Here is a 20,048-nt window from a genome sequence, read left to right as displayed (position 1 = left end):
ACTTCTGCCGCTACAACCGCAAACCCTCGTCCATGCTCACCTGCGCGCGCCGCTTCAATCGACGCATTCAGTGCCAGTAAATTCGTCTGCGCCGTAATGCCATGAATGGACTCAATGACCGTTTCAATTTCACTAATATTCGATGACAATCCTTGCATTTGATCCTTCACACGCACATTCATCGCATTCACCGCCACGTTATGCTCACGAAGCAATGCGACTTGCGACAAGCCTTGCGTCGTCGAATCCCCTGCCTGCTTCGACAGTTCATTCATCTCACTAGACAATACCGACAACGAATCAATCCGGTCCGACAAACCGGCCATTTGATTCCCCGTATCTTCTGTATCCTCCGACTGAGTCGACGCCCCCTGTGCAATTTCATCCACCGCCGCCGCTACTTCCTGATTCGATGCGACTACTTCTTCAAAAACATGCTGCACATCGTTCGAAGACCGATTCAAATTCAACGTCGAATCACGCACCGTTTGAACCACTCCACTCACTTTATCCAGCATATCGTTAAAGGCATAGGCAACTGCACCAATTTCATCGTTCTGAAGATGCCCGGTATCTACTTTTTCTGTTAAATCACCCGTTGCCGCTGTTTCAATCGATGACTGCAAAAAGCGAAGAGGTCTTAGCTGACGATGAATAAACCAAAGCGTCGCCACAGCCATCATCCCGATCATCACAATCGCCGCAATAACCGTCACGATCATCGTTTGTTTAAATGCAGCCAAAATGCTTGATTTCGGGACAGCCGTCTGCACAGTCCATTCCTCATCAATACCGTCTACCCACACCGGTGCAAACACATTAAACGAATTTCCACCTAAAACCTGTGAATCGTCATATAACGTCGATTCTTTTCCTTCATCAATGAACGGTTTAATGCGGTCCCAATCCCTTGTTTCATCAATATTCCTCCCTACCTGATTCTTATCCATACTGTCCGCCACAATAACACCTTGATCGGTAATAATGCGGCCATAACCATCTTTCGGCGCACTACTTTCAACAAGTTCTTCCATAAAATCAAGCGAAAAATCTGCTGTAATGACGCCTAAAAATGTTCCATCTGAAGCATTTAACGGCATGGCAATCGACGACATGTTAATCACTTTACCATCCAGCTCATACTCATACGCCTCCGTTAATACAGGCCGCTGTTCATTTTTAGGAATCAGGTTCCAGTCTCCTACTTCACCGTAACCGGTCAGTCCTTCGACCTCTGGACCACTTTCTCCATTATATATATACGGAAGAAACCGCTTTTCTTGATCAATAAGCGCTTTATCTATGCCTGGCTCAATCGGCACCGTTCCACTTTCAAGAACGATCCCTAAACCGAATAAATGCTCATTTTCCTCAAAAGTCGTCTGCAGCGTATGGAGTGCAGATGCCGCTGTTAACTTCCCATCTCCCTGCATCGATTCAATCATCATTTTCATCGTTCGCAGCATTTCTGCCGTTTCATCAAAGCGGTCACCAATCTTTGCAGCCGACAGCTGTGTATTTTTAATCGCATACGATTCCGCATCGTCAATGCTTTTGTTATACAGCATTACATTTGTCACAGCCGCATACACCACAAACAATAGCAAAAATAGACCGATAATAAGGATTGATAACTTCCGCGCAATACTTTTTTTCTTTTTCATCTAAATCCACCCCTTCGTACCCATACTTTTATACTACCATTATCTATCGTCACTAAGTGAATATTTTAAATATTTCCCGAAAAATGATTTTCATATAATCCTATTTTCTTTTCTTAATCATTTCACTTTAACGTATCCATAGTTTTTTCATTACTTTACATTTTTCAAATAGCCATCATTTGTATAAAAAAGCAGGGCTATTTTAATCAGTAAATACCTGAATAAAATAGCCCCGTTTCGCAACGACATTTATTTTTTGACGATAAACACTCATTTTATTTATAGGACAGAGTTCTTTAGCAATAGCATGAAATGATTCAGCCTATACTTTAAAGCGGTCAACTGCTTCTTTTAACTCACGAGCAATTTGATTCATTTCATCCGTCGCTTTTGCGACACGCTCCAACTCCACTTGCTGAGCAGCCGCTGATGCACTCACCTGCTCCGCGGAAGCGGCTGTTTCTTCAGATATCGCCGACACATTTTGAATCGATAGCATCGCCTGCTCTTTCTGTCCGACCATTTCCTGTAGCTTCAATGTCAGCTCATCGACTGAATGTCCAATACGTTCCGCGATTTCAGCCTGCTTCGCAAACGATGACTCTGTATGAGACACCGATTCATTTTGTCCGTCCATAAGCAACATATTCTCATCAATGACCGTAGACGTCTGCTTCGATGCATGTAAAATATCCTGCACCGTCTTTTGAATGATCTCGGTCTCTTTCCGCGACTGCTCGGCCAACTTCCGGACTTCTGCCGCTACAACCGCAAACCCTCGTCCATGCTCACCTGCACGCGCCGCTTCAATTGACGCATTCAGTGCCAGTAAATTCGTCTGCGCCGTAATGCCATGAATCGACTCAATGACCGTCTCAATTTCACTAATATTTGATGACAATCCTTGCATTTGATCCTTCACACGCACATTCATCGCATTCACCGCCACGTTATGCTCACGAAGCAATGCGACTTGCGACAAGCCTTGCGTCGTTGAATCCCCTGCCTGTTTCGACAGTTCATTCATCTCACTAGACAATACCGACAACGAATCAATCCGGTCCGACAAACCGGCCATTTGATTCCCCGTATCTTCTGTATCCTCTGACTGAGTCGACGCCCCCTGTGCAATTTCATCTACCGCCGCCGCTACTTCCTGATTCGACGCGACTACTTCTTCAAAAACATGCTGCACATCGTTCGAAGACCGATTCAAATTCAACGTCGAATCACGCACCGTTTGAACGACTCCACTCACTTTATCCAGCATATTGTTAAAGGCATAGGCGACTGCCCCAATTTCATCGTTCTGAAGATGCCCGGTATCTACTTTTTCTGTTAAGTCACCCGTTGCCGCTGTTTCAATCGATGACTGCAAAAAGCGAAGAGGTCTTAGCTGACGATGAATAAACCAGAGCGTCGCCACAGCCATCATCACGATCATCACAATCGCCGCAATAACCGTCACGATCATCGTTTGTTTAAACGCGGCCAGAATGCTTGATTTTGGGACAGCCGTCTGCACAGACCATTTCTCATCAATACCGTCTATCAGCACCGGTTCAAACACATTAAATGAACGTTCACCAAGAGCCTGTGAATCGACATAAAGCGCCGACTCTTTTCCTTCATCAAGGACTGGCTTAATGCGGTCCCATTCTATTGTTTTATCAATATTCGTCCCCATCTGATTTTTATCCATACTATCAGCCATAATGACGCCTTGATCTGAAATAATACGGCTAAAACCTTTTTCTGGTGCTCCGCTTTCAATAAGTTTTTCCATAAACTCAATTGAAAAGTCTGCTACAATGACACCTAAAAACGTTCCATCTGAAGCGATCAGCGGCATTGAAGTAGACACCAGATTGATCATTTTACCGTCTAACTCGTATTCATATGCTTCGGTCAATACAGGCCGCTTTTCGTTTATTGGAATCAAGTTCCAATCTCCTTCTTTTCCATATCCTTTCAATCCTTCAATCTGAACCCCACTCTCCCCTTTGTACATATAGGGGAGGAAACGCTTTCTTGAATCAACAAGTGTCTTATCCAAATTCGGCTCAATCGGCACCGTTCCACTTTCAAGAACGATCCCTAAACCGAATAAATGCTCATTTCCGGCAAAAGTCATCTGCAGCGTATGGAGTGCAGATGCCGCTGTTAACTTCCCATCTCCCTGCATCGATTCAATCATCATTTTCATCGTTCGTAGCATTTCTGCCGTTTCATCAAAGCGGTCACCAATCTTTGCAGCCGACAGCTGTGTATTTTTAATCGCATACGATTCCGCATCGTCCATGCTTTTGTTATATAGCATTACATTTGTCACAGCCGCATACACCACAAACAATAGTAAAAATAGACCGATAATAAGGATTGATAACTTCCGTGCAATACTTTTTTTCTTTTTCATCTAAATCCACCCTTTCATCCCCATACTTTTATACTATCATTATGGGCATTTAACGACAATTCAAAATTTACACTATTTTCTTACTTTTCTTAATACTCTTTTTAAAAATTTTTAATTGACTGCACTTATCTTATTCGTTAAGATGTTTTTATTGCATTTTGTTTAGTTAGTAAACAAACAAAAAAAGAAAGCATTTAATTTGGTTTGTTTATCATTTTTCTGTAAATCATGTAAGTGATGTGCAGGAAATATGTCACGGACATACAATCATTAGGCAAAATAAGTAAGCGCTTTACTATTTATTTCTATTATATCTACGCTAAAGGAGGAAATTAATATGGATTGGATCACAAATTACTTACCGATTATTTGGGTAGCACTTGGAGTCGCTTTGCTTCTATTCTTGAACATGAAAGTGAAGCTAAACAGTGTCCTTGCTCTTTTAATCTCAGCCATTTTTGTAGGTATTTTAAATGGCCTGACATTACCTGATGTCATCGCTTCTTTAAAAGCAGGCTTTGGGGGAACTCTTGGAAGCTTAGCAATCATTATCGGTTTCGGCGCCGTACTCGGTAAATTGATGGTTGATTCGGGTGCTGCTCAGCGTGTAGCAACGACACTCCTAAACAAATTTGGTGTAAAAAATGTCGAATGGGCCATCTTAATCGTCGGTGCTATCTTCGGTATTTCTGTTTTTTATGAAGTAGCCTTTATCATTTTAGCTCCACTCGTTATTAGTATCGCCATCGAAGCAAAAATTCCCTATTTGCGTCTAGGTATGACGATGGTTGCAGCTGCGACAATGGCACATAGTATTTTCCCGCCGCAGCCAGGTCCTGTAGCACTTGTTGAAGCATACGGTGCGGACATGGGTATGGTGTATATTTTAGGACTTGTTGTCGTCATCCCTTCTGTTATTTGTGCTGGTATTATTTTACCAAGAATGTTGCGTAACCTCGATCGTCCCGTTCCACCGCTATTGAAAAAATCAAAAGAATTTACTGATGAAGAAATGCCAGGGTTTGCAGCTAGTTTAATCGTTCCCTTAATCCCTGCTATCATCATTACAGCCGCAACAATTATTAATTACTTTATTGAAAAAGATTCAACAGTCTATCAAATCGTAAACTTTTTCGGAAGTGCAGAAATCAGTTTAATCATTGCTGTATTAGTAGCCATTTACGTTTTTGGTCTTCGTGTTGGACGTACAATGTCAGAAACGATGAAATCTTTCTCAGGTGCTATTGAAAGTATTGCCATGATCGTCTTCATCGTCGGTTCTGGCGGTGCTTTCAAACAAATCATCCTAGATTCTGGTGTTGGCGACACTATCGCAGCTCTGATGCAAAATACGAGTGTTTCCCCATTAATTATGGCTTGGGTTATTACAGCGATGCTTCGTATTGCAACAGGGACAGGGGTCGTATCGGCCATTACAGCAGCCGGTATTGTTGGTCCCCTTATCGACACGTTCGATGTAAACCCTGTCTTAATGGTATTAGCAACAGCAGCCGGAAGTAACACAATCACACACGTAAACGATGCTTCTTTCTGGTTATTTAAAGAGTACTTTAACTTATCCATTAAAGAAACATTCAAAACGTGGGGCCTTCTCTTGTTCACGAACTCGATTGTTGGTCTTGGCGTTGTATTGATACTTAGCTTGTTTATATAATAAAAAACGAGAGATCATCTACTATTTTTAGATGATCTCTCGTTTTTATTTTATACGTGCTTTTCAGCAGGCATTGCTTTATGTTTTCTATCTTACTTTCGCTGCCCTTACGCTCTTTTGACAACCGAATGCCGTCACATTCCGTCATTGTACAAAAAAATAGGCTGTTTTAGTCATTCACCATAGCAAAAGTTGTTTAGCTTACACTTTAAACCGGTCAACTACTTCTTTTAGCTCGCTAGCAATTTCATTCATTTCCTCCGTTGCTTTTGCGATACGTTCAAGCTCGACTTGCTGTCCCGTTGCGGATGCGCTTACCTCCTCGGCAGATGCAGCTGTTTCTTCAGAAATAGCTGACACACTTTGAATCGCCAGCACTGCCTGCTCCTTCTGCCCGATCATTTCCTGCAATTTTGATGTCAATTCATTCACCGATTCACCAATCTGGCCGGCAATCTCAGCCTGCTTTATAAACGCCGACTCCGTATTCGACACCGACTCATTTTGTCCATCCATCAGCACCATATTCTCTTCAATCACAACCGATGTTTGTTTCGATGCCGCCAAAATATCCTGCACTGTTTTTTGAATCACATCCGTCTCCATACGCGACTGTTCGGCCAGCTTTCGAACTTCCGCCGCTACAACCGCAAATCCTCGTCCATGCTCACCTGCACGTGCTGCTTCAATCGACGCATTCAATGCTAGCAAATTCGTCTGTGCTGTAATCCCGTGAATCGATTCGATCACCGTTTCAATGTCGGAAATCTTTGCAGATAGCCCTTGCATCTGATCTTTTACACGTATGTTCATATCATTCGCCGCCTCATTACGATCACGAAGCAATGACACCTCGGACATGCCTTTCTGCGTAGACTCGCTAGCTTGATGCGACAACTTATTCATATCAGCCGATAACATAGACAACACATCAATCCGCTCGGACAACCCAGCGATCTGATTCCCTGTGTCCTCCGTATCCTCTGACTGTTTCGAAGCTCCTTGTGCAATTTCATCCACCGCCGCCGCCACTTCATGGCTCGACGCGACCACTTCTTCAAAAACGTGGTGGACATCTTTCGATGACCGATTCAAATGCAGAGTCGAATCGCGCACCGTTTGAATGACACTGCTCACTTTTCCAAGCATATCGTTAAATGCAAATGCGACTGCACCAATTTCATCATTCTTAAGATAATTCTTGTCTACTTTTTGCGTCAAATCACCCGTTGCCGCTGTTTCAATAGACGAACGCAAAAACGTGAGCGGCTTCAGTTGGCGATGAATAAACCAGAGCGTCGCCACAGCCATCATCAAAATCATCACAATCGCCGCAATAACCGTCACGACAATCGTCTGCTTAAACGCGGCCAGAATACTTGATTTTGGGACCGACGTCTGCACAGACCATTTCTCATCAACACCGTCTACTTGCACCGGTGCAAATACATTAAACGAACGTTCACCTAAAACCTGTGAATCGACATAAAGCGTCGACTCTTTTCCTTCATCAATGACCGGTTTAATGCGGCCCCAGTCTATTGTTTCATCAATATTCTTCTTAATCTGATTCTCATCCATACTGTCCGCCACAATGAAGCCTTGGTCTGTAATAATGCGGCCAAAACCTCCATCCGGCGCTCCGCTCTTAACAAGCTCTTCCATAAACTCAAGCGAAAAGTCTGCTGCAATGACACCTAGATATGTTCCATCTGAAGCGGTTAATGGCATCGAAATAGTCGATAAATTAATCAATTTACCGTCCACCTCATACTCATACGCCTCGGTCAATACAGCCCGCTGTTCGTTTTTCGGAATCGAGCTCCAGTCACTTCCGTCGTCATACCCGGTTACCCTCTCAATCTCAACATCACTTTCCTCTTTATACACATAAGGCATAAATCGCTTTTCTGAATCAATAAGTGCTTTATCCACATCCGGCTCAATTGGCACCGTTCCGTTTTCAAGAACGAGCCCCATACTGAATAAATAATCATTTTTCGCAAAATTCGCTTGCAAAATATTGAGTGCAGATGCTGCTGTTAATTTCCCTTCTGCCTGCATTGACTCCATCGTCGTTTTCATCGTCTGCAACAATTCGGTCGTCTCATCAAAATGGTCCCCTATTTTTGCAGCCGACAACTCCGTGTTTTTTACTGCAAATGCCTCAGCATCATCCATACTCTTGTTGTACAGCATTACATTCGTCACCATCGCATACACTGTAAACAAAATTAAAAACAAACTAATCATAAGCATCGACAATTTCGTTGCAATACTTTTCGTCTTTTTCATACCTGCCGCCCCTTCAACTACATTTTCCATACTATATCTATTGATTAAATTAATAAATTTCCAATAGGTTTTATCGGAAAAATGGCAGGAAATGTTACTTTATACACTTCTCCATCTGGAAGTTCCACCTTCTTTTTCAACATTCTCTAGTCCCCCAATCTATCATCCGATGCTGCACCTTTCGCAACATCCACTGTATTCACCGTGCCGCCCATAACATCGATTCCTTCCTTCTTAATCTTTAGTTGCCACATTATTATCCTTTCTAGGCTAAACAAGGTTATTTATTAGTAAAATTGTACCATAACCAACAAAGTTTCGACTTATTATTTAAGAATTTTTTTAAAATTTGTCCTATTCAGTTATCTGTAGGAATACGACATGGAAAATAAATCTTCGACATCCTATCCGCTTGATCCATCGAACACAAAGCCGCCTTAAAACGAATGAAATAACCTTTCGCCAACTTATTCCATACGAAAAAGCTCCGACCTCAACACATGTCGGAGCTTTTTGTTATTGTCCCCTCTTTGTTTCTTCGTTTATTTTTCGGGTTAAAAGGGAAGAATGTTCAGGCAAAGATCAACTAAACAAGGAGCGTGCATACGATGAAAAACAATAAAACAATGATGACCACACTGGCACTGGGCGCTGGCGCCGCTTATCTGCTCAGAAACGAAAAATCCCGCACAAAATTGATGAATCAATTTAAAGGTATGGGTACGAAGAGTAAAAATTAGCGAAAGCCCACCATGAAAATGCCCTGATGTATAAGACATCAGGGCGTTTTCTATTATCGAATCATTGAATACGGCATCTGGAACTCCCGAATGCCTGCTGCGTATGGCGCATATTCATACGGATTTAAATACATAACAAATCCGGCAGGCGTCATATAAAACTGATATTGTAGTTCATCCAAGCTTTCTGGACCGCCAAAATATGGATAGTATGAAGCATTCATCGCATTTATTCGGTTTATAACCGCCTGCTCGTAATTCGCTTTCGTTGCGAGATCGTCAAGTGAAATGAAGCTGTCACTCTTTACATCATAATTGTATGAGAATAGCTGCTCATAGCCATGAGCTCCACCTGTGTATTGATAGCTATCAAACACGACACTGATAAAACTCAAATCAGCACGTGGCACTTTATAAGAGACACCGTAGCTATAATATTCACCGAATTGATCATCTTCTTGTGCTAATTCCATTATTTCATTTCGATAGTTAACGAGAGACTGTCCTTCTTCTTGATAAAATTCATTCAAATACGTAAAATGATTGATCCCTGTTGTGTCCACAAACTGTGGATAGAAAATATCACTCGCTGCTTTTTTCGGATACGTCACGACTTTCATCCGAAACTGTGTATTCATCGCCCGCGCTGTAAATATCGCAAACTGGGCACGGGTTACTTTCGCTGTCGGATTGAACTTCGTCGCTGTATAGCCCGACGTAATCCCGTTCGCGAGGAGTGGTGTAACATACGCATACCCAGAATACGTATGGCTCATATCTTCCCACTCAACTGGAACCGATCCTGTAATCCCAAATGCCAACTGGGTAACCTTCGCCATCTCAATACGCTTCAGCTGATTGTCCGGCTGAAACGAAGCTCCTTTTAAAAACCAACCCGCATTCACTGCTGCCGCAATTTCTTTATAAAACGGATGCGTCACCGGTACATCTGAAAATCCTGGATTTGGGACATTCACTAAAGATAACTTCTTCGCCCGTACTAAAATCGCCGCTGCCTGTGCTTTCGTTACCGGCGCATCTTTATGAAACGTGCCGTTTGAGCCGCCCTTTAAAATACCGAAGTCGCTTAAATATGAAATCTCTTTCGCCGCCCAATGCGTCGATGGCACATCTGAATACGTCGCTGCTTCTGTCTGCGGGACCGCTAAACCAAATAAAAGACCGAATACTATGAAAAGAAATGAAACTTTTTTCAACGTCTACACCTCTCTTTCATTTAGTCCAAACATCCTTTGATTATATACGACAGAATCAACTCAATATTACTTCTTTTACCGATATGGTGCTTTTTCCAAACACCGTTTTCACAATAAAAAGAACTATCCATGTCCGTTTCTAATTTTTAGACAGCCCTTTTATTCTTTCATACTTTTTTCATGAACAGACCGAATTTGAAACTCTTCTAATTTGTCTTGTAAAGCAAACTCATCTTGAACGAGCGGCAAGTACGTCTGAATGTGCTGAATGGCTGCTGCTGTTTCACGTTCAAACAACCAGTCTGCCATCCAGAGTATCATGTCTGTTATTTGCAGCTCTACTCGATCGTGAACCTCAAGAAACCAGTCATCGTAGAGAACCGGACGTATCGGCAGCAAGTTTTGCACTAGATCCAGTACTTTCTTACATGCTTCGAACCGCTTGGGAGGATCGGATTCATGAAGTGCGAGCTGCAGTGCTTCGTTCAGTTTAATCCCGTCACCCGAAATGTGCGCTTTGACATATACATGCTCCCGATCCATTAATAAAATGGGTTCTTTGTTGTTATCGATCTGGATTAAACTTTTCAAATAGGACAAATAAACACGTAAGTTTTTTCTCGACTGCTGAATCGGTATGTCCGGCCATATCGCGTCACAGATCGCTTCCCTCGTCGTCGATGGATGAAAAACCAAATACAGAAACAGCTGTTTCGCAAACCGCTTATTCCAGCCGTTCATCACAACTTTCCCATTAATATGCACATGAAAAGAAGATAAAAAATCGACATGAATCTCATTGTTAGTAAGTTCATCTACTTTTTCGATCCCTTTGTCATACACCTGTTTTGTATACAGCCGAATGTCTTCATACATGGATGTTAAAAAGTCGTCCAATACCTCTTTCTCTGCTTGCGTTTCTCGTAAAAAGTGAAGGATCAATTGTACGGTAACTTCCGGTTGATCGATGACCGTAAACGTCGAAGAATGGGTAATCGTCATATGCTGGAAGTTGGGCAAGTGCATCGTACTCGCTTCTAAAAAGTGGGATGGGAAAATTAAGTCTTTATCCCCAGATAGGGTCAGCACCGGCTTCTGAATTTGACATAAATCAGTAAGTGGCGTCGCACTGACCGATAAATCCATTAACCACGCATAGGTAGACACAGGCGTTTTTGATACGGTCTCACGCAGCTTCACTACACGGGCGTCCTCTTTCGGTAACACCGTCGACATGTCTATAATATAATCAACCGGAACAATCGTGCCGAAGCGGCTTATTTCCCTCCGATGCTTTCTCACCTTTTCAATTAAATGCGGCGGATTACATGGCATCGCAATGAGGACTACTTTTTGTATCCATCCACCGTAAAGCGCCGTAAACCGTGCCGCAATCAATGCACCTAATCCAAAACCTACTAAATGAACGCTCGTCAAATTGAGCTCTGTAATAAGGAACAATAAATCGCTTACATACTGTTCGTACGTGAAAAGCACATCGCCGCCATCACTCTGACCAAACCCTCTCAAATCATAGCGCAGCACATTGTACTGCTCCTTCAAAAAAGGAACAACCTCATCAAATAACGTATGATCTGTTACATTCGTATGAATCATGACAATCGTTTCCTTCTCTTCTCCTACAGAAGACTCTAGCATATAAAACAACCCGCCATGTTTACATTGAAGAAATGGCACAACAGCCTCCTTCTACACGCCACGTTAGCGAACGTATTTTCTAGTAAAATACAACTACTTATCCATATTATACGTATTTTTATAGAAAACGGAAAGAGGAGCATTTTGACGAATGATGGCAGTATATCAATCATCTAGCCTATAAATTTGGAATTCATTGAAAACAACTACCTAGAAATAGCAAAAAAAACTGAATAGAAAGCACTGTCCAACTACATATGTGTCGCAAATAACAGGTATACAGAAGATCATGGAGAATAAGAAATAAAGACACAAAAAAATTTCGTAAACGGGGGGTACGTTCATATGATTATTGTTACAACAGAAAATATTGCCAACTACAAAATAACAGAAGTGAAAGGACCTGTTTTCGGTTTAACCGTGCGAGCGCGGGGCATAGGAAAAGATATTGTCGCTTCATTAAAAGGGCTCGTAGGTGGAGAAATTAATCAATATACAGAGATGCTGGAAGATGCGCGGAAGCAGGCGATGGATCGAATGGTACAAAACGCAAAAGCAATGGACGCCAATGCGATTGTCATGATGCGGTTTGATTCCGGGGAAATCGGTCAAAACATGAGCGAAATCGTTGCCTACGGAACAGCCGTCATCGCGGAACAGGCATAAACAGATGGAATGGGTTCTCGGCTTTTACGGTGTGCAATTTCTGGTCCTCATTGTCTTAATCATTGGCTCCTGGTTTATATGGGATCGACGTTTTAAAAAGAAACACGGTCAAAACGTCCCTCCTGGCTTTATTAGAACGAAGGAAGTCTCCATTGATCCGACAACAAAGAAAAAACTAGTCGTTTATTTTCACCCTGAAACCGGGGAACGATTTTACAAAGAAGAAGAAAAGACAGAATGACAAAGGGGCTGCCTCATCAGCCCCTTTTCTAACGGATTCGAACCTGAAAATCGTCTTTTTCAAAGCTTCTAATATCCTTATTTCACTTTCTTCAGCTTCAATACATTCTCCATAACCTCATTTGTTTTCTGAATATTCAGTTCTTGAAACCACTGGCTTTCTCCCCACACACGCATATGCTCGTGATCCGGATGAGACGGGTCGTGCCACGCTTTCAAAAACTCTTCATAACCACCAGGACCGCCCACATCTTCGGGTGGACACGCTCCTTCTCCTTCAAGCAAAACCGGATGACCGTACGAATAGTCTTCCACGATTTTTTCCAGCTTAACCGAGTGCTCCCAGTTGTCGCCATAATCATACGTGTACAGTACCTCTGAATATTTCTCAAGGTACTTTGGAAGCTTCGTCGTCCGCGCTTTTCGCATCTCAATCATCATAACCCGTTTCTCGAACTCATAAAATTTATCATTTTCTGGCGGCGGATTTGAAAGAAAGGCTTTTTGTCTGAAAAGATGCTCTTCATACATTTCATCATCTTCAACAATTCGTAACGTAAAGGGCTTATCCGCATAGTCAATTTCAAATTGGTGTAAATGATAGTCCTGCCATCCCATCGCAAACTGAATCGTATCATGCAGCCTCTTGAAATTCGTTTCAGCCGGGATCAAAATTCTTCGCCAGACAGCCGGATTTATGTGTTTAAGTGTGATCAATAATTGATACGCTTTCATTATTGGCCCCTTTTCTTTTTATTAAAGAATACCATATTTTAATTTCCCAAAAAAATCTTTTCCAGACGAAACAACAATACCCCACTTTTTAATAAAAGTGAGGTGTAAAGACTTTTATATATTTAATATAAGAGACATCAAGACTCTATGTTTACCCTTTTAAATCTATGTTTCCACCTAAGTGCGGTTGAGCCGCATGCTGCAATGCTTGCACGTTCACCGCCCCCATCATCTTGTTAAGGAAAGCCGCGTTGCCTTCTGCTTGATCCATTACTTTATTCATCACAGCTAGAGAAGCTTGCTGCTGAACATTTCCTTGACTTAACACCATTGACATGAGTGCAATATCCATGAAAAACACCACCTTTCAATTTTAATGGATAACAGGCTGCAACTGCTGTTCCAGCGAATGGATCACATCTTTCAATTCATTTAATTGACCATTTAACTTTTCAATTTCATCTAGAGTTAACTCATGTTTAACAGCATATTCCGCTATTTCTTTCATCTCATGAAGGTGCACATCGATTTCATCTAAGATACGCGCTTGTTCTTTGCTCCATTGAAGCTGTTTTTCCAGGAATCTTTTCTGATCGTGGGTGTCCTTATCCATCTTGTCTCCTCCTAGTTAACAGGCTTTTGATCATGCGAAAGCTGAAAGCAAGAATCTATCATACTAGTTTATCCTTCTTTATATTATATATGAATTTATGACTAGGCGGTAAAGAACTTCACGGTTTGCTATTTCTTCATTTTAAACGCTTTTGCATCAATGGCTGCAATTTCTCTTCAATGCGTTGTCGTTCTTTTTCTGGGAGGCCCGCCTTCGTTTCTTCAAAAAACATTAAAATTAGTTCAGGATTCTTTCTTAATACACGTAACACTCCAAGCAAAACACCGTCTGGTAAAGATCCTCCAGTTTCATAACGTTTAATCGTTGCTTTCCCCATATTTAGTACATCCGCAAATTCACTCTGTGTTAATCTCATTGATTTGCGGATCCGTTTGATGTCTTCAGGAAACATGTTATATCTGCGTTGGTATAGTTCAGTCAATCGCTGCTGCCTTTTTTTCTCGTCATCCTTATCCTGTACTTCTCTCCCACATTTTGTACAAAAAAGGTGATTTTCCTTAATTTCAAAAATTTCTCTTCTTAAAACATAGCTTGCTGACGTCTCTTGAATTTGCACACTACTATTTTCACCACAATTCTCACAGTAAATCATAAACTTCATCCTTCCTTAAATTAGTATCAAATGATTCTTTTTCAAAATTATATGTTATAATGCAAAAAGAATCAAATGATACTTTAAGGGGCACTTTAATGGAATTGTTTAAATTGTCTGCTGTTCAGCAAAACATGTTAATTGCTAGTATTATGGGCGATGGTGAAATTACCAAGCTCTATCCTGGATCACGCAGAATTAATAATAGTTATCGTGAACATTACGGAGTTGATTATCAAGAATATCGTGAATGGAAGCAATCTTATTTTCCTGACATGCTTTATCTAACTTTGAAAAGCCAGACTCTGCGATCTAAATCTAGTTTACTATTTACCGATCTTTATCCTCATTTTTACAATGATCGGGGCCAGAAATGTATACCCAAGCGGTTGCTTCCACTTTGTACGCTTCCTCATTTTCTAGCCGTTTTATATATGGACGACGGGACATTGTCGATCACAAAAACCATTAATCATCGCAAAAGGAAAATATATCTTACCCCGTCCATCCAACTAGCTCTTCAAAACTTCCCCCGAGATCAATTGGACATTTTGATTGAACACTGCCAAAAAATATTTGGATTTTCATTTAGATACTTTGCTGTATCAAACGGTCACAATTTCATGATCAAATTAACGACTGTAGAAAGTATTCTGTCTTTTTTAAAACTCATTAAACCCGTTACGATTACATGTAAACGAATGTACTATAAGACAAATTGGGAATGGCGGTTCTCCCTCGAAAAAAAAATGATCCAAACAGCATATCCAGATTATGAAGTACTTGCATCAAGTTCTGATCGGACTAAACCGTATTCACAAGATGAAATGACAAACTTAATCGCTTTGGTCCAGAAAGGGCACACCAGTTTAGAAATAGCAGCAATATTAGGCAGAAGCTATCATTCAGTCGGATATAAAAAAACAGACCTTCGCAAAAAAGGATTATTATAAAACAAAAAAAGGTTCCAAAAGAGTGAACGGGACTCCATAAACTAGAGATTCAATTAGTAAATGTAAAAAAGAGACTCTAGCAAAGCTAGAGTCCCTTTCAAAGAATTTAATATTAACGAAGAAGCTGTAGAACTCCTTGTGGTTGTTGGTTGGCTTGCTTTGCCGCTATGCCTTTCGGTCATAGAATAGACTATATCTTCACCCTTGTCTTCCAAGGGGCTGGGCACTTCGAACAGCGTTTGCTGCCCTACGAGATTCATAGTCATAGCTTTCGCCTTAGACCGGGTTCTCTAGTCGTTGAACCTTCTCCAGAGTTTCCTCACAGGAGCTTGGCTGCTGATTATCCATTGTGTCATCTTTCATCATTTTCACACCTTCACGCTGACCGTTTCCAGTTACGTTGTAGTTGATGAAGCTTTAGGAAGTTCCAGCAATTCACCCAGTTATACTCTTACCCGTTACCAGATAAGACGCCCTTCGAATCAATTATCTCAAAAGTTGTAATACTCCTTGAGGCATTTGATTTGATTGAGCCAACATTGCTTGTGCTGCTTGACTAAGAATAGAGTTCTTAGTTTGGTTCATCATTTCTTTCGCCATCGTGCGAACATTTACTTTCGTAAATGACTAGACTATATCTTCACCCTCTAGCATTCTAGTAGGGGTCGGGCACTTCGGATTCACAATGCTGATGACCATTGTTTCACCTATGGATTCATCGTCATAGCTTGCGCCTTAGACGGTTTCCTAGTCGTTGAACCTTCTCCAGAGTTTCCTCACAGGAGCTTGGCTGCTGATTGCCCAATCTTTTCTTTTTTCAAACCATCACGCTTGTCGTTTCCAACTACGTTGTGGCAAGAAAAGCTCTAAGGACTTTCCAGCAATTCACCCGATAATGATCTCTAGCCGTTACCAGCTAGGACGACTGTGCTTGTCACTGCTTACGCAGCTAAAGCATAATCAACGTCACGGATACGAGATTCCGCAGCAGTTAAATTTTCAGAAGATGTACCCAAGTTGTTGATTGTGTGTTCTAAACGGTTTTGAACAGCACCTAGTTTACCACGTTCTGAAGATACAGAAGCGATTGCTTTATCAATTACAGCAATTGATTTTGCAGCGTCTTCTTTATTAGAGATATTTAAAGCAGCTTCTGCCTTAATATCGTTAGTACCGTTAGTAACTGAGTTAGATGCTGTAAATCCAGCTTGTCCAGCATTACCAGTGATACCAATTGCAGCTGAACGCATATCATTGATACTTAAAGACATGCTTTGTCCAGTGTTAGCTCCAATTTGGAATTTAGTGTTGTAACCAGAACCTTGAGCGCCGGGACCTACAACTTGGTCCACATTACCAACAGATGCAAATCCACCACCTAGAGAAGCAATTGGAGTTCCAGAACCATTAGCTACAGAAATATCTTTACCTGTCTCTGAGATAAATTGAAGCTTATTATCCGCACCTAAAGAAGCAGTAACCTTATCACTCATTCCAGCCTCTTGTAAAGCAGCATTTAAATCCTTAACTAAATCTTCCATGGCAGCTTTTGCAATATTTGCATCAGCATTAGTAGTATCATATGTTTTTGCAGTGCCGCTATTATTTAACTTAACTTCTACAGCACTTTCACTACCAACTGTAAATTTTAATGAATCAGTGGTGCTAAGTGTTACATTACCTGCTGTAAGTGCAGCAGTACCTTCTAGTCCATGACGCTCAACAGTTGTAGGAGAACCTGTATCTGTATCTGTAGCCGCTGTAATACCTAACGCCGCATCATCAGCACTAAAAGATATTGAACTTGTTGTTCCTTCTGATTTCGCAGTAAATACTAATTTACCTGCTCCATCTGTAGTAATATCAACGAGATCTGATAACTTAGTACCACCAGAAGTCTTGTTTCCAAGTTCTATAGCTGCAGCTTGTGCACCTGCATCATCTGCTGTCGCTACAGTTACACCAGAAATATCAAAAGTTACATTATCTACAGTAATACTTGCAGTAGATGCGGCGGCTGTAACTGCCCCAGCTGCAGTGACTGTAGCACTTGTAGCTTGAGTTATTTTAGCACCATCGTTAGAGCCAACTCCACCATTTAATAGCTTTTGAGTATTGAACTCAGTAGTATTACCAATACGATTAACTTCAGATGTTAATTGGTTTAACTCATCTTGCATAGCTGTACGGTCAGCATCGGTTGCAGTTCCGTTAGCTGATTGGTTTGATAGTTCACGCATACGTTGAAGAATGTCATGAGTCTCGTTCAATGCACCTTCAGCAGTTGAAATCAAAGAAATCCCATCTTGCGCATTTTTCGAAGCCTGATCTAAACCACGAATTTGCCCACGCATTTTTTCAGAGATTGCTAGACCTGCTGCGTCATCTCCAGCTTTGTTAATACGAAGACCTGAAGATAATTTCTCCATTGAATCACCTTGTGCCTTGTTTGCATTACCAAACTGACGATACGTGTTAAGTGCCGCGATATTATGATTGATAATCATTGTATAGTTCCTCCTTGAGTTTGACTGTTCACGTCCATGTGAACAGTGTTGAGATTATTAGCAAAATATCAGGTCGGCCGCCCTGCTTCTCTTGCTTACATAGTTTATATCGGGGTTGTTTCGGGAATGTTTAATAGTTTTGGTAAAATTTTTTGTCGAATTGATTATTTTTTATGAAATCGTGAACGGGGTCTGATACTACCTTTGAATTTGGCGCTTTGGAGGAGTATGTTCTTTTTCCTTGATCCGGGCGTTCTTTGAGGATTTTCTTGCAAGGTATGACGAGAATGAGAGTATTTTGATGGATAAATTAAGAGAGTTTATAAGAATAGGCTGCTTTTGCTGTATAGTTAGAAATAATGGTATACTTCTGGACTTTTTCTTTTTTAATCCCCTCATTTGGTTATAAAATCATGCCGATATGATGCTTCTTTTCCTCATTGCCGCTTTTACTTACTTCCAAACGAATTCCCTCGAAAGCGTCTTTACAACCGTCATTGCGGTAGGTGTCACCCTTTTGTTCATTCCCTTATTTCTTATGTATCGTCGAAAACAAAAACTGTGCATAACTGGCCAAATCGAATCATGTTACGTTGGTCACCCGGGATGAGTTAATTCGGTTGATTTTGGATAGTCTGAAGAAAAGTGCTTGAAAATAAGCTTTTTTCGTTTTGTCCGAATGATTTTCCCTCTGATAAGTATCCTACTTCACGATGCTGTATAATCAATATAAATACGAGCACATTAAAAACAGTGCATCTCAAGTCAACTATTCAACGATTCTTCTACAGTCCTTTTTATTCATTTAACAATTTAGGGGGAACTGAAAATGAAGTGGCAGGAAGTACGCGACATTTATCCTGATCAGTACGTATTGTTGTCGATTCTTGATTCTCATCTTGTGGATAGCCGTAAAATCGTGGATGAAGTGGCACTCATTCGGCCGATTGATAGCGCTCAAGAAGCGACGAGTGAGCTTCTGCGTTCAAAAGGCAATACCGTTGTGTATCATACGAGCAATGAAACATTTATTATTGACGTGCGAAAGCCCTCTGCTTTAAGAGGAATTACTCGATGATTCCTCTCTATGAAGAAGGTCTTCTTTTGACGTCTATTGAAATAGAGTTTAATGGAAAAAAGAAAATAATTGATCGTGTTGTGGTTGATACTGGTGCAGCTCATTCTATTATCGTCATTGATGAAGTCTCTGATATCGGGATTTATTTTGAACCGGGTGATCACCTTGTGAACAGTATTGGAATTGGCGGTGAAGAATTCTGTTTCTCAAAGAAAATACCTTTTGTTAAACTTGCAAATAAAGAGTTTCACAATGTAGATATTGATTTTGGAAACTTGGATGGGTTTCCAATCAGCGGCTTAGTTGGCCTTGATTTATTAAAAACAGGTGGTTTTATTATTGACCTAGATGATATGAAGTTGATCGCAAATAGCTAATTGAAGCTAGGTTTGTCGCGAATTACGAAAACGGAAGTTCAATCGGGTGATTTGCTGTTTACATAAAAACATCCCGTTCACATAATCGTGAACGGGATGTTTTTGTTTGATTTGCTCTTATTTTGGTAGATTCCCTCACAAGTCACTCTTATCTTAGCAACTTTGAGACCCCCATGCCTAAAGGCACAAGCCCTACACCTTGCGGTGTGACGGGTGGGATTCTTGAATGACTAAACGTTCGCAATTCATTTCTGCTTTGAACAGCCTTCAAGATGAGGGTGTCTCATCACCCCTCCTAAGACAGTCCATATAGCATCTTAGGCTGATTGACTGTTACCATCAATCACAGGTGCGTATCGAATGTTCATCGCACCGACTAAATCTCTGTGCTTTTGGAAGCCACATTCGCATGTATATTTGCGGTCTTGTGCCTTGTTCTTAGCAGAACACTTTGGACACGTTTGACTTGTATAAGCGGGATTCACATATTCAACCCTAATTCCAACTAACTTGGCTTTGTACTCGATGAATTGAGACAGGCGATAGAATGACCATGTGTGCAAATTTTTCTCGTTTTTACGGCTCGTTCTTGCCGTCTGT

The 20,048-nt window shown here is 41.2% G+C and carries 18 protein-coding genes and 1 pseudogene; 7 read left to right on the top strand and 12 right to left on the bottom strand.

Going from position 1 to position 20,048, the window contains the following annotated elements:
- Together AWH49_RS15100 and AWH49_RS15095 are read right to left on the bottom strand one after the other, a co-directional pair.
- Nucleotides 1–1,664 (bottom strand): methyl-accepting chemotaxis protein (locus AWH49_RS15100; protein ID WP_063966403.1); only part of this gene is annotated, 1,664 nt, incomplete at its 3' end.
- 322 nt (nt 1,665–1,986) lie between these two features.
- Nucleotides 1,987–4,080 (bottom strand): methyl-accepting chemotaxis protein, encoded by a 2,094-nt coding sequence (locus AWH49_RS15095; RefSeq protein ID WP_063966402.1) that lies wholly within the window; start codon nt 4,078–4,080, stop codon nt 1,987–1,989.
- 337 nt (nt 4,081–4,417) lie between these two features.
- Here AWH49_RS15095 and AWH49_RS15090 point away from each other — a divergent pair, with 337 nt between their 5' ends.
- The gene (locus AWH49_RS15090; RefSeq protein WP_063966401.1) at nt 4,418–5,755 is read left to right on the top strand and encodes a gluconate:H+ symporter; all 1,338 of its coding nucleotides are present in this window, start codon (nt 4,418–4,420) and stop codon (nt 5,753–5,755) included.
- Nucleotides 5,756–5,956: 201 nt separating this feature from the next.
- On the opposite strand, the gene AWH49_RS15085 is transcribed toward AWH49_RS15090, so the two are convergent.
- Nucleotides 5,957–8,050 (bottom strand): methyl-accepting chemotaxis protein, encoded by a 2,094-nt coding sequence (locus AWH49_RS15085; protein WP_063966400.1) that lies wholly within the window; start codon nt 8,048–8,050, stop codon nt 5,957–5,959.
- Between the two features lie 608 nt (nt 8,051–8,658).
- Here AWH49_RS15085 and AWH49_RS21030 point away from each other — a divergent pair.
- On the top strand, nt 8,659–8,790 hold the full coding sequence (locus AWH49_RS21030; RefSeq protein ID WP_018394623.1) for a hypothetical protein: 132 nt from the start codon (nt 8,659–8,661) through the stop codon (nt 8,788–8,790).
- Between the two features lie 53 nt (nt 8,791–8,843).
- Here AWH49_RS21030 and AWH49_RS15080 read toward each other — a convergent pair whose 3' ends face one another.
- Both AWH49_RS15080 and AWH49_RS15075 read right to left on the bottom strand, forming a co-directional pair.
- Nucleotides 8,844–10,007: an S-layer homology domain-containing protein gene (locus AWH49_RS15080; protein WP_063966399.1), complete on the bottom strand. Its 1,164-nt coding sequence runs from the start codon at nt 10,005–10,007 to the stop codon at nt 8,844–8,846.
- Nucleotides 10,008–10,166: 159 nt separating this feature from the next.
- Nucleotides 10,167–11,705 (bottom strand): alpha/beta hydrolase, encoded by a 1,539-nt coding sequence (locus tag AWH49_RS15075; protein ID WP_063966398.1) that lies wholly within the window; start codon nt 11,703–11,705, stop codon nt 10,167–10,169.
- Nucleotides 11,706–12,011: 306 nt separating this feature from the next.
- Here AWH49_RS15075 and AWH49_RS15070 point away from each other — a divergent pair, with 306 nt between their 5' ends.
- Both AWH49_RS15070 and AWH49_RS15065 read left to right on the top strand, forming a co-directional pair.
- Complete coding sequence (locus AWH49_RS15070; RefSeq protein ID WP_063966397.1) at nt 12,012–12,332, top strand: YbjQ family protein; 321 nt, start codon at nt 12,012–12,014, stop codon at nt 12,330–12,332.
- A complete protein-coding gene (locus AWH49_RS15065) occupies nt 12,295–12,573 on the top strand; it encodes a hypothetical protein (protein WP_244886884.1) in 279 nt (92 codons plus the stop codon). The genes AWH49_RS15070 and AWH49_RS15065 overlap by 38 nt, the downstream gene beginning before the upstream one ends.
- A 77-nt stretch (nt 12,574–12,650) precedes the next feature.
- Here AWH49_RS15065 and AWH49_RS15060 read toward each other — a convergent pair whose 3' ends face one another.
- From AWH49_RS15060 to AWH49_RS15045, 4 genes are all read right to left on the bottom strand, one after another.
- The gene (locus tag AWH49_RS15060) at nt 12,651–13,307 is read right to left on the bottom strand and encodes a plasmid pRiA4b ORF-3 family protein (RefSeq protein ID WP_063966395.1); all 657 of its coding nucleotides are present in this window, start codon (nt 13,305–13,307) and stop codon (nt 12,651–12,653) included.
- A gap of 151 nt (nt 13,308–13,458) precedes the next feature.
- Nucleotides 13,459–13,659 (bottom strand): YjfB family protein, encoded by a 201-nt coding sequence (locus tag AWH49_RS15055; RefSeq protein WP_063966394.1) that lies wholly within the window; start codon nt 13,657–13,659, stop codon nt 13,459–13,461.
- A gap of 21 nt (nt 13,660–13,680) precedes the next feature.
- Nucleotides 13,681–13,920: a hypothetical protein gene (locus AWH49_RS15050; RefSeq protein WP_063966393.1), complete on the bottom strand. Its 240-nt coding sequence runs from the start codon at nt 13,918–13,920 to the stop codon at nt 13,681–13,683.
- A gap of 136 nt (nt 13,921–14,056) precedes the next feature.
- Nucleotides 14,057–14,542 carry a type II TA system antitoxin MqsA family protein gene (locus AWH49_RS15045; RefSeq protein ID WP_082862883.1) on the bottom strand — a complete coding sequence of 162 codons (486 nt, stop codon included), beginning with the start codon at nt 14,540–14,542 and terminating at the stop codon, nt 14,057–14,059.
- An 89-nt stretch (nt 14,543–14,631) separates the two neighbouring features.
- On the opposite strand from AWH49_RS15045, the gene AWH49_RS15040 reads away from it, so the two are divergent.
- Nucleotides 14,632–15,486 (top strand): hypothetical protein, encoded by an 855-nt coding sequence (locus AWH49_RS15040; protein WP_063966391.1) that lies wholly within the window; start codon nt 14,632–14,634, stop codon nt 15,484–15,486.
- A gap of 486 nt (nt 15,487–15,972) precedes the next feature.
- Here the strand turns inward: AWH49_RS15040 and AWH49_RS20155 are convergent.
- Nucleotides 15,973–16,086, bottom strand: a pseudogene (locus tag AWH49_RS20155) (flagellin); the annotation flags it as partial.
- A gap of 341 nt (nt 16,087–16,427) precedes the next feature.
- Entirely contained in the window at nt 16,428–17,993 is a 1,566-nt protein-coding gene (locus tag AWH49_RS15035) for a flagellin N-terminal helical domain-containing protein (protein WP_082862881.1), read from the bottom strand.
- 829 nt (nt 17,994–18,822) lie between these two features.
- On the opposite strand from AWH49_RS15035, the gene AWH49_RS15030 reads away from it, so the two are divergent.
- Entirely contained in the window at nt 18,823–19,071 is a 249-nt protein-coding gene (locus tag AWH49_RS15030; protein WP_063966390.1) for a hypothetical protein, read from the top strand.
- Nucleotides 19,068–19,448 (top strand): retropepsin-like aspartic protease, encoded by a 381-nt coding sequence (locus tag AWH49_RS15025; protein ID WP_063966389.1) that lies wholly within the window; start codon nt 19,068–19,070, stop codon nt 19,446–19,448. Before AWH49_RS15030 ends, AWH49_RS15025 begins: the two co-directional genes overlap by 4 nt.
- A gap of 317 nt (nt 19,449–19,765) precedes the next feature.
- Here AWH49_RS15025 and AWH49_RS15020 read toward each other — a convergent pair.
- Nucleotides 19,766–20,048, bottom strand: a 283-nt coding sequence (locus tag AWH49_RS15020; RefSeq protein ID WP_082862880.1) for an RNA-guided endonuclease TnpB family protein, incomplete at its 5' end; no start/stop codon positions are given.

Origin of the sequence: Domibacillus aminovorans, assembly GCF_001643235.1 — a bacterium.
GTDB lineage: Bacteria > Bacillota > Bacilli > Bacillales > Domibacillaceae > Domibacillus > Domibacillus aminovorans.
This window is presented reverse-complemented; position numbering and strand designations above follow the sequence as displayed.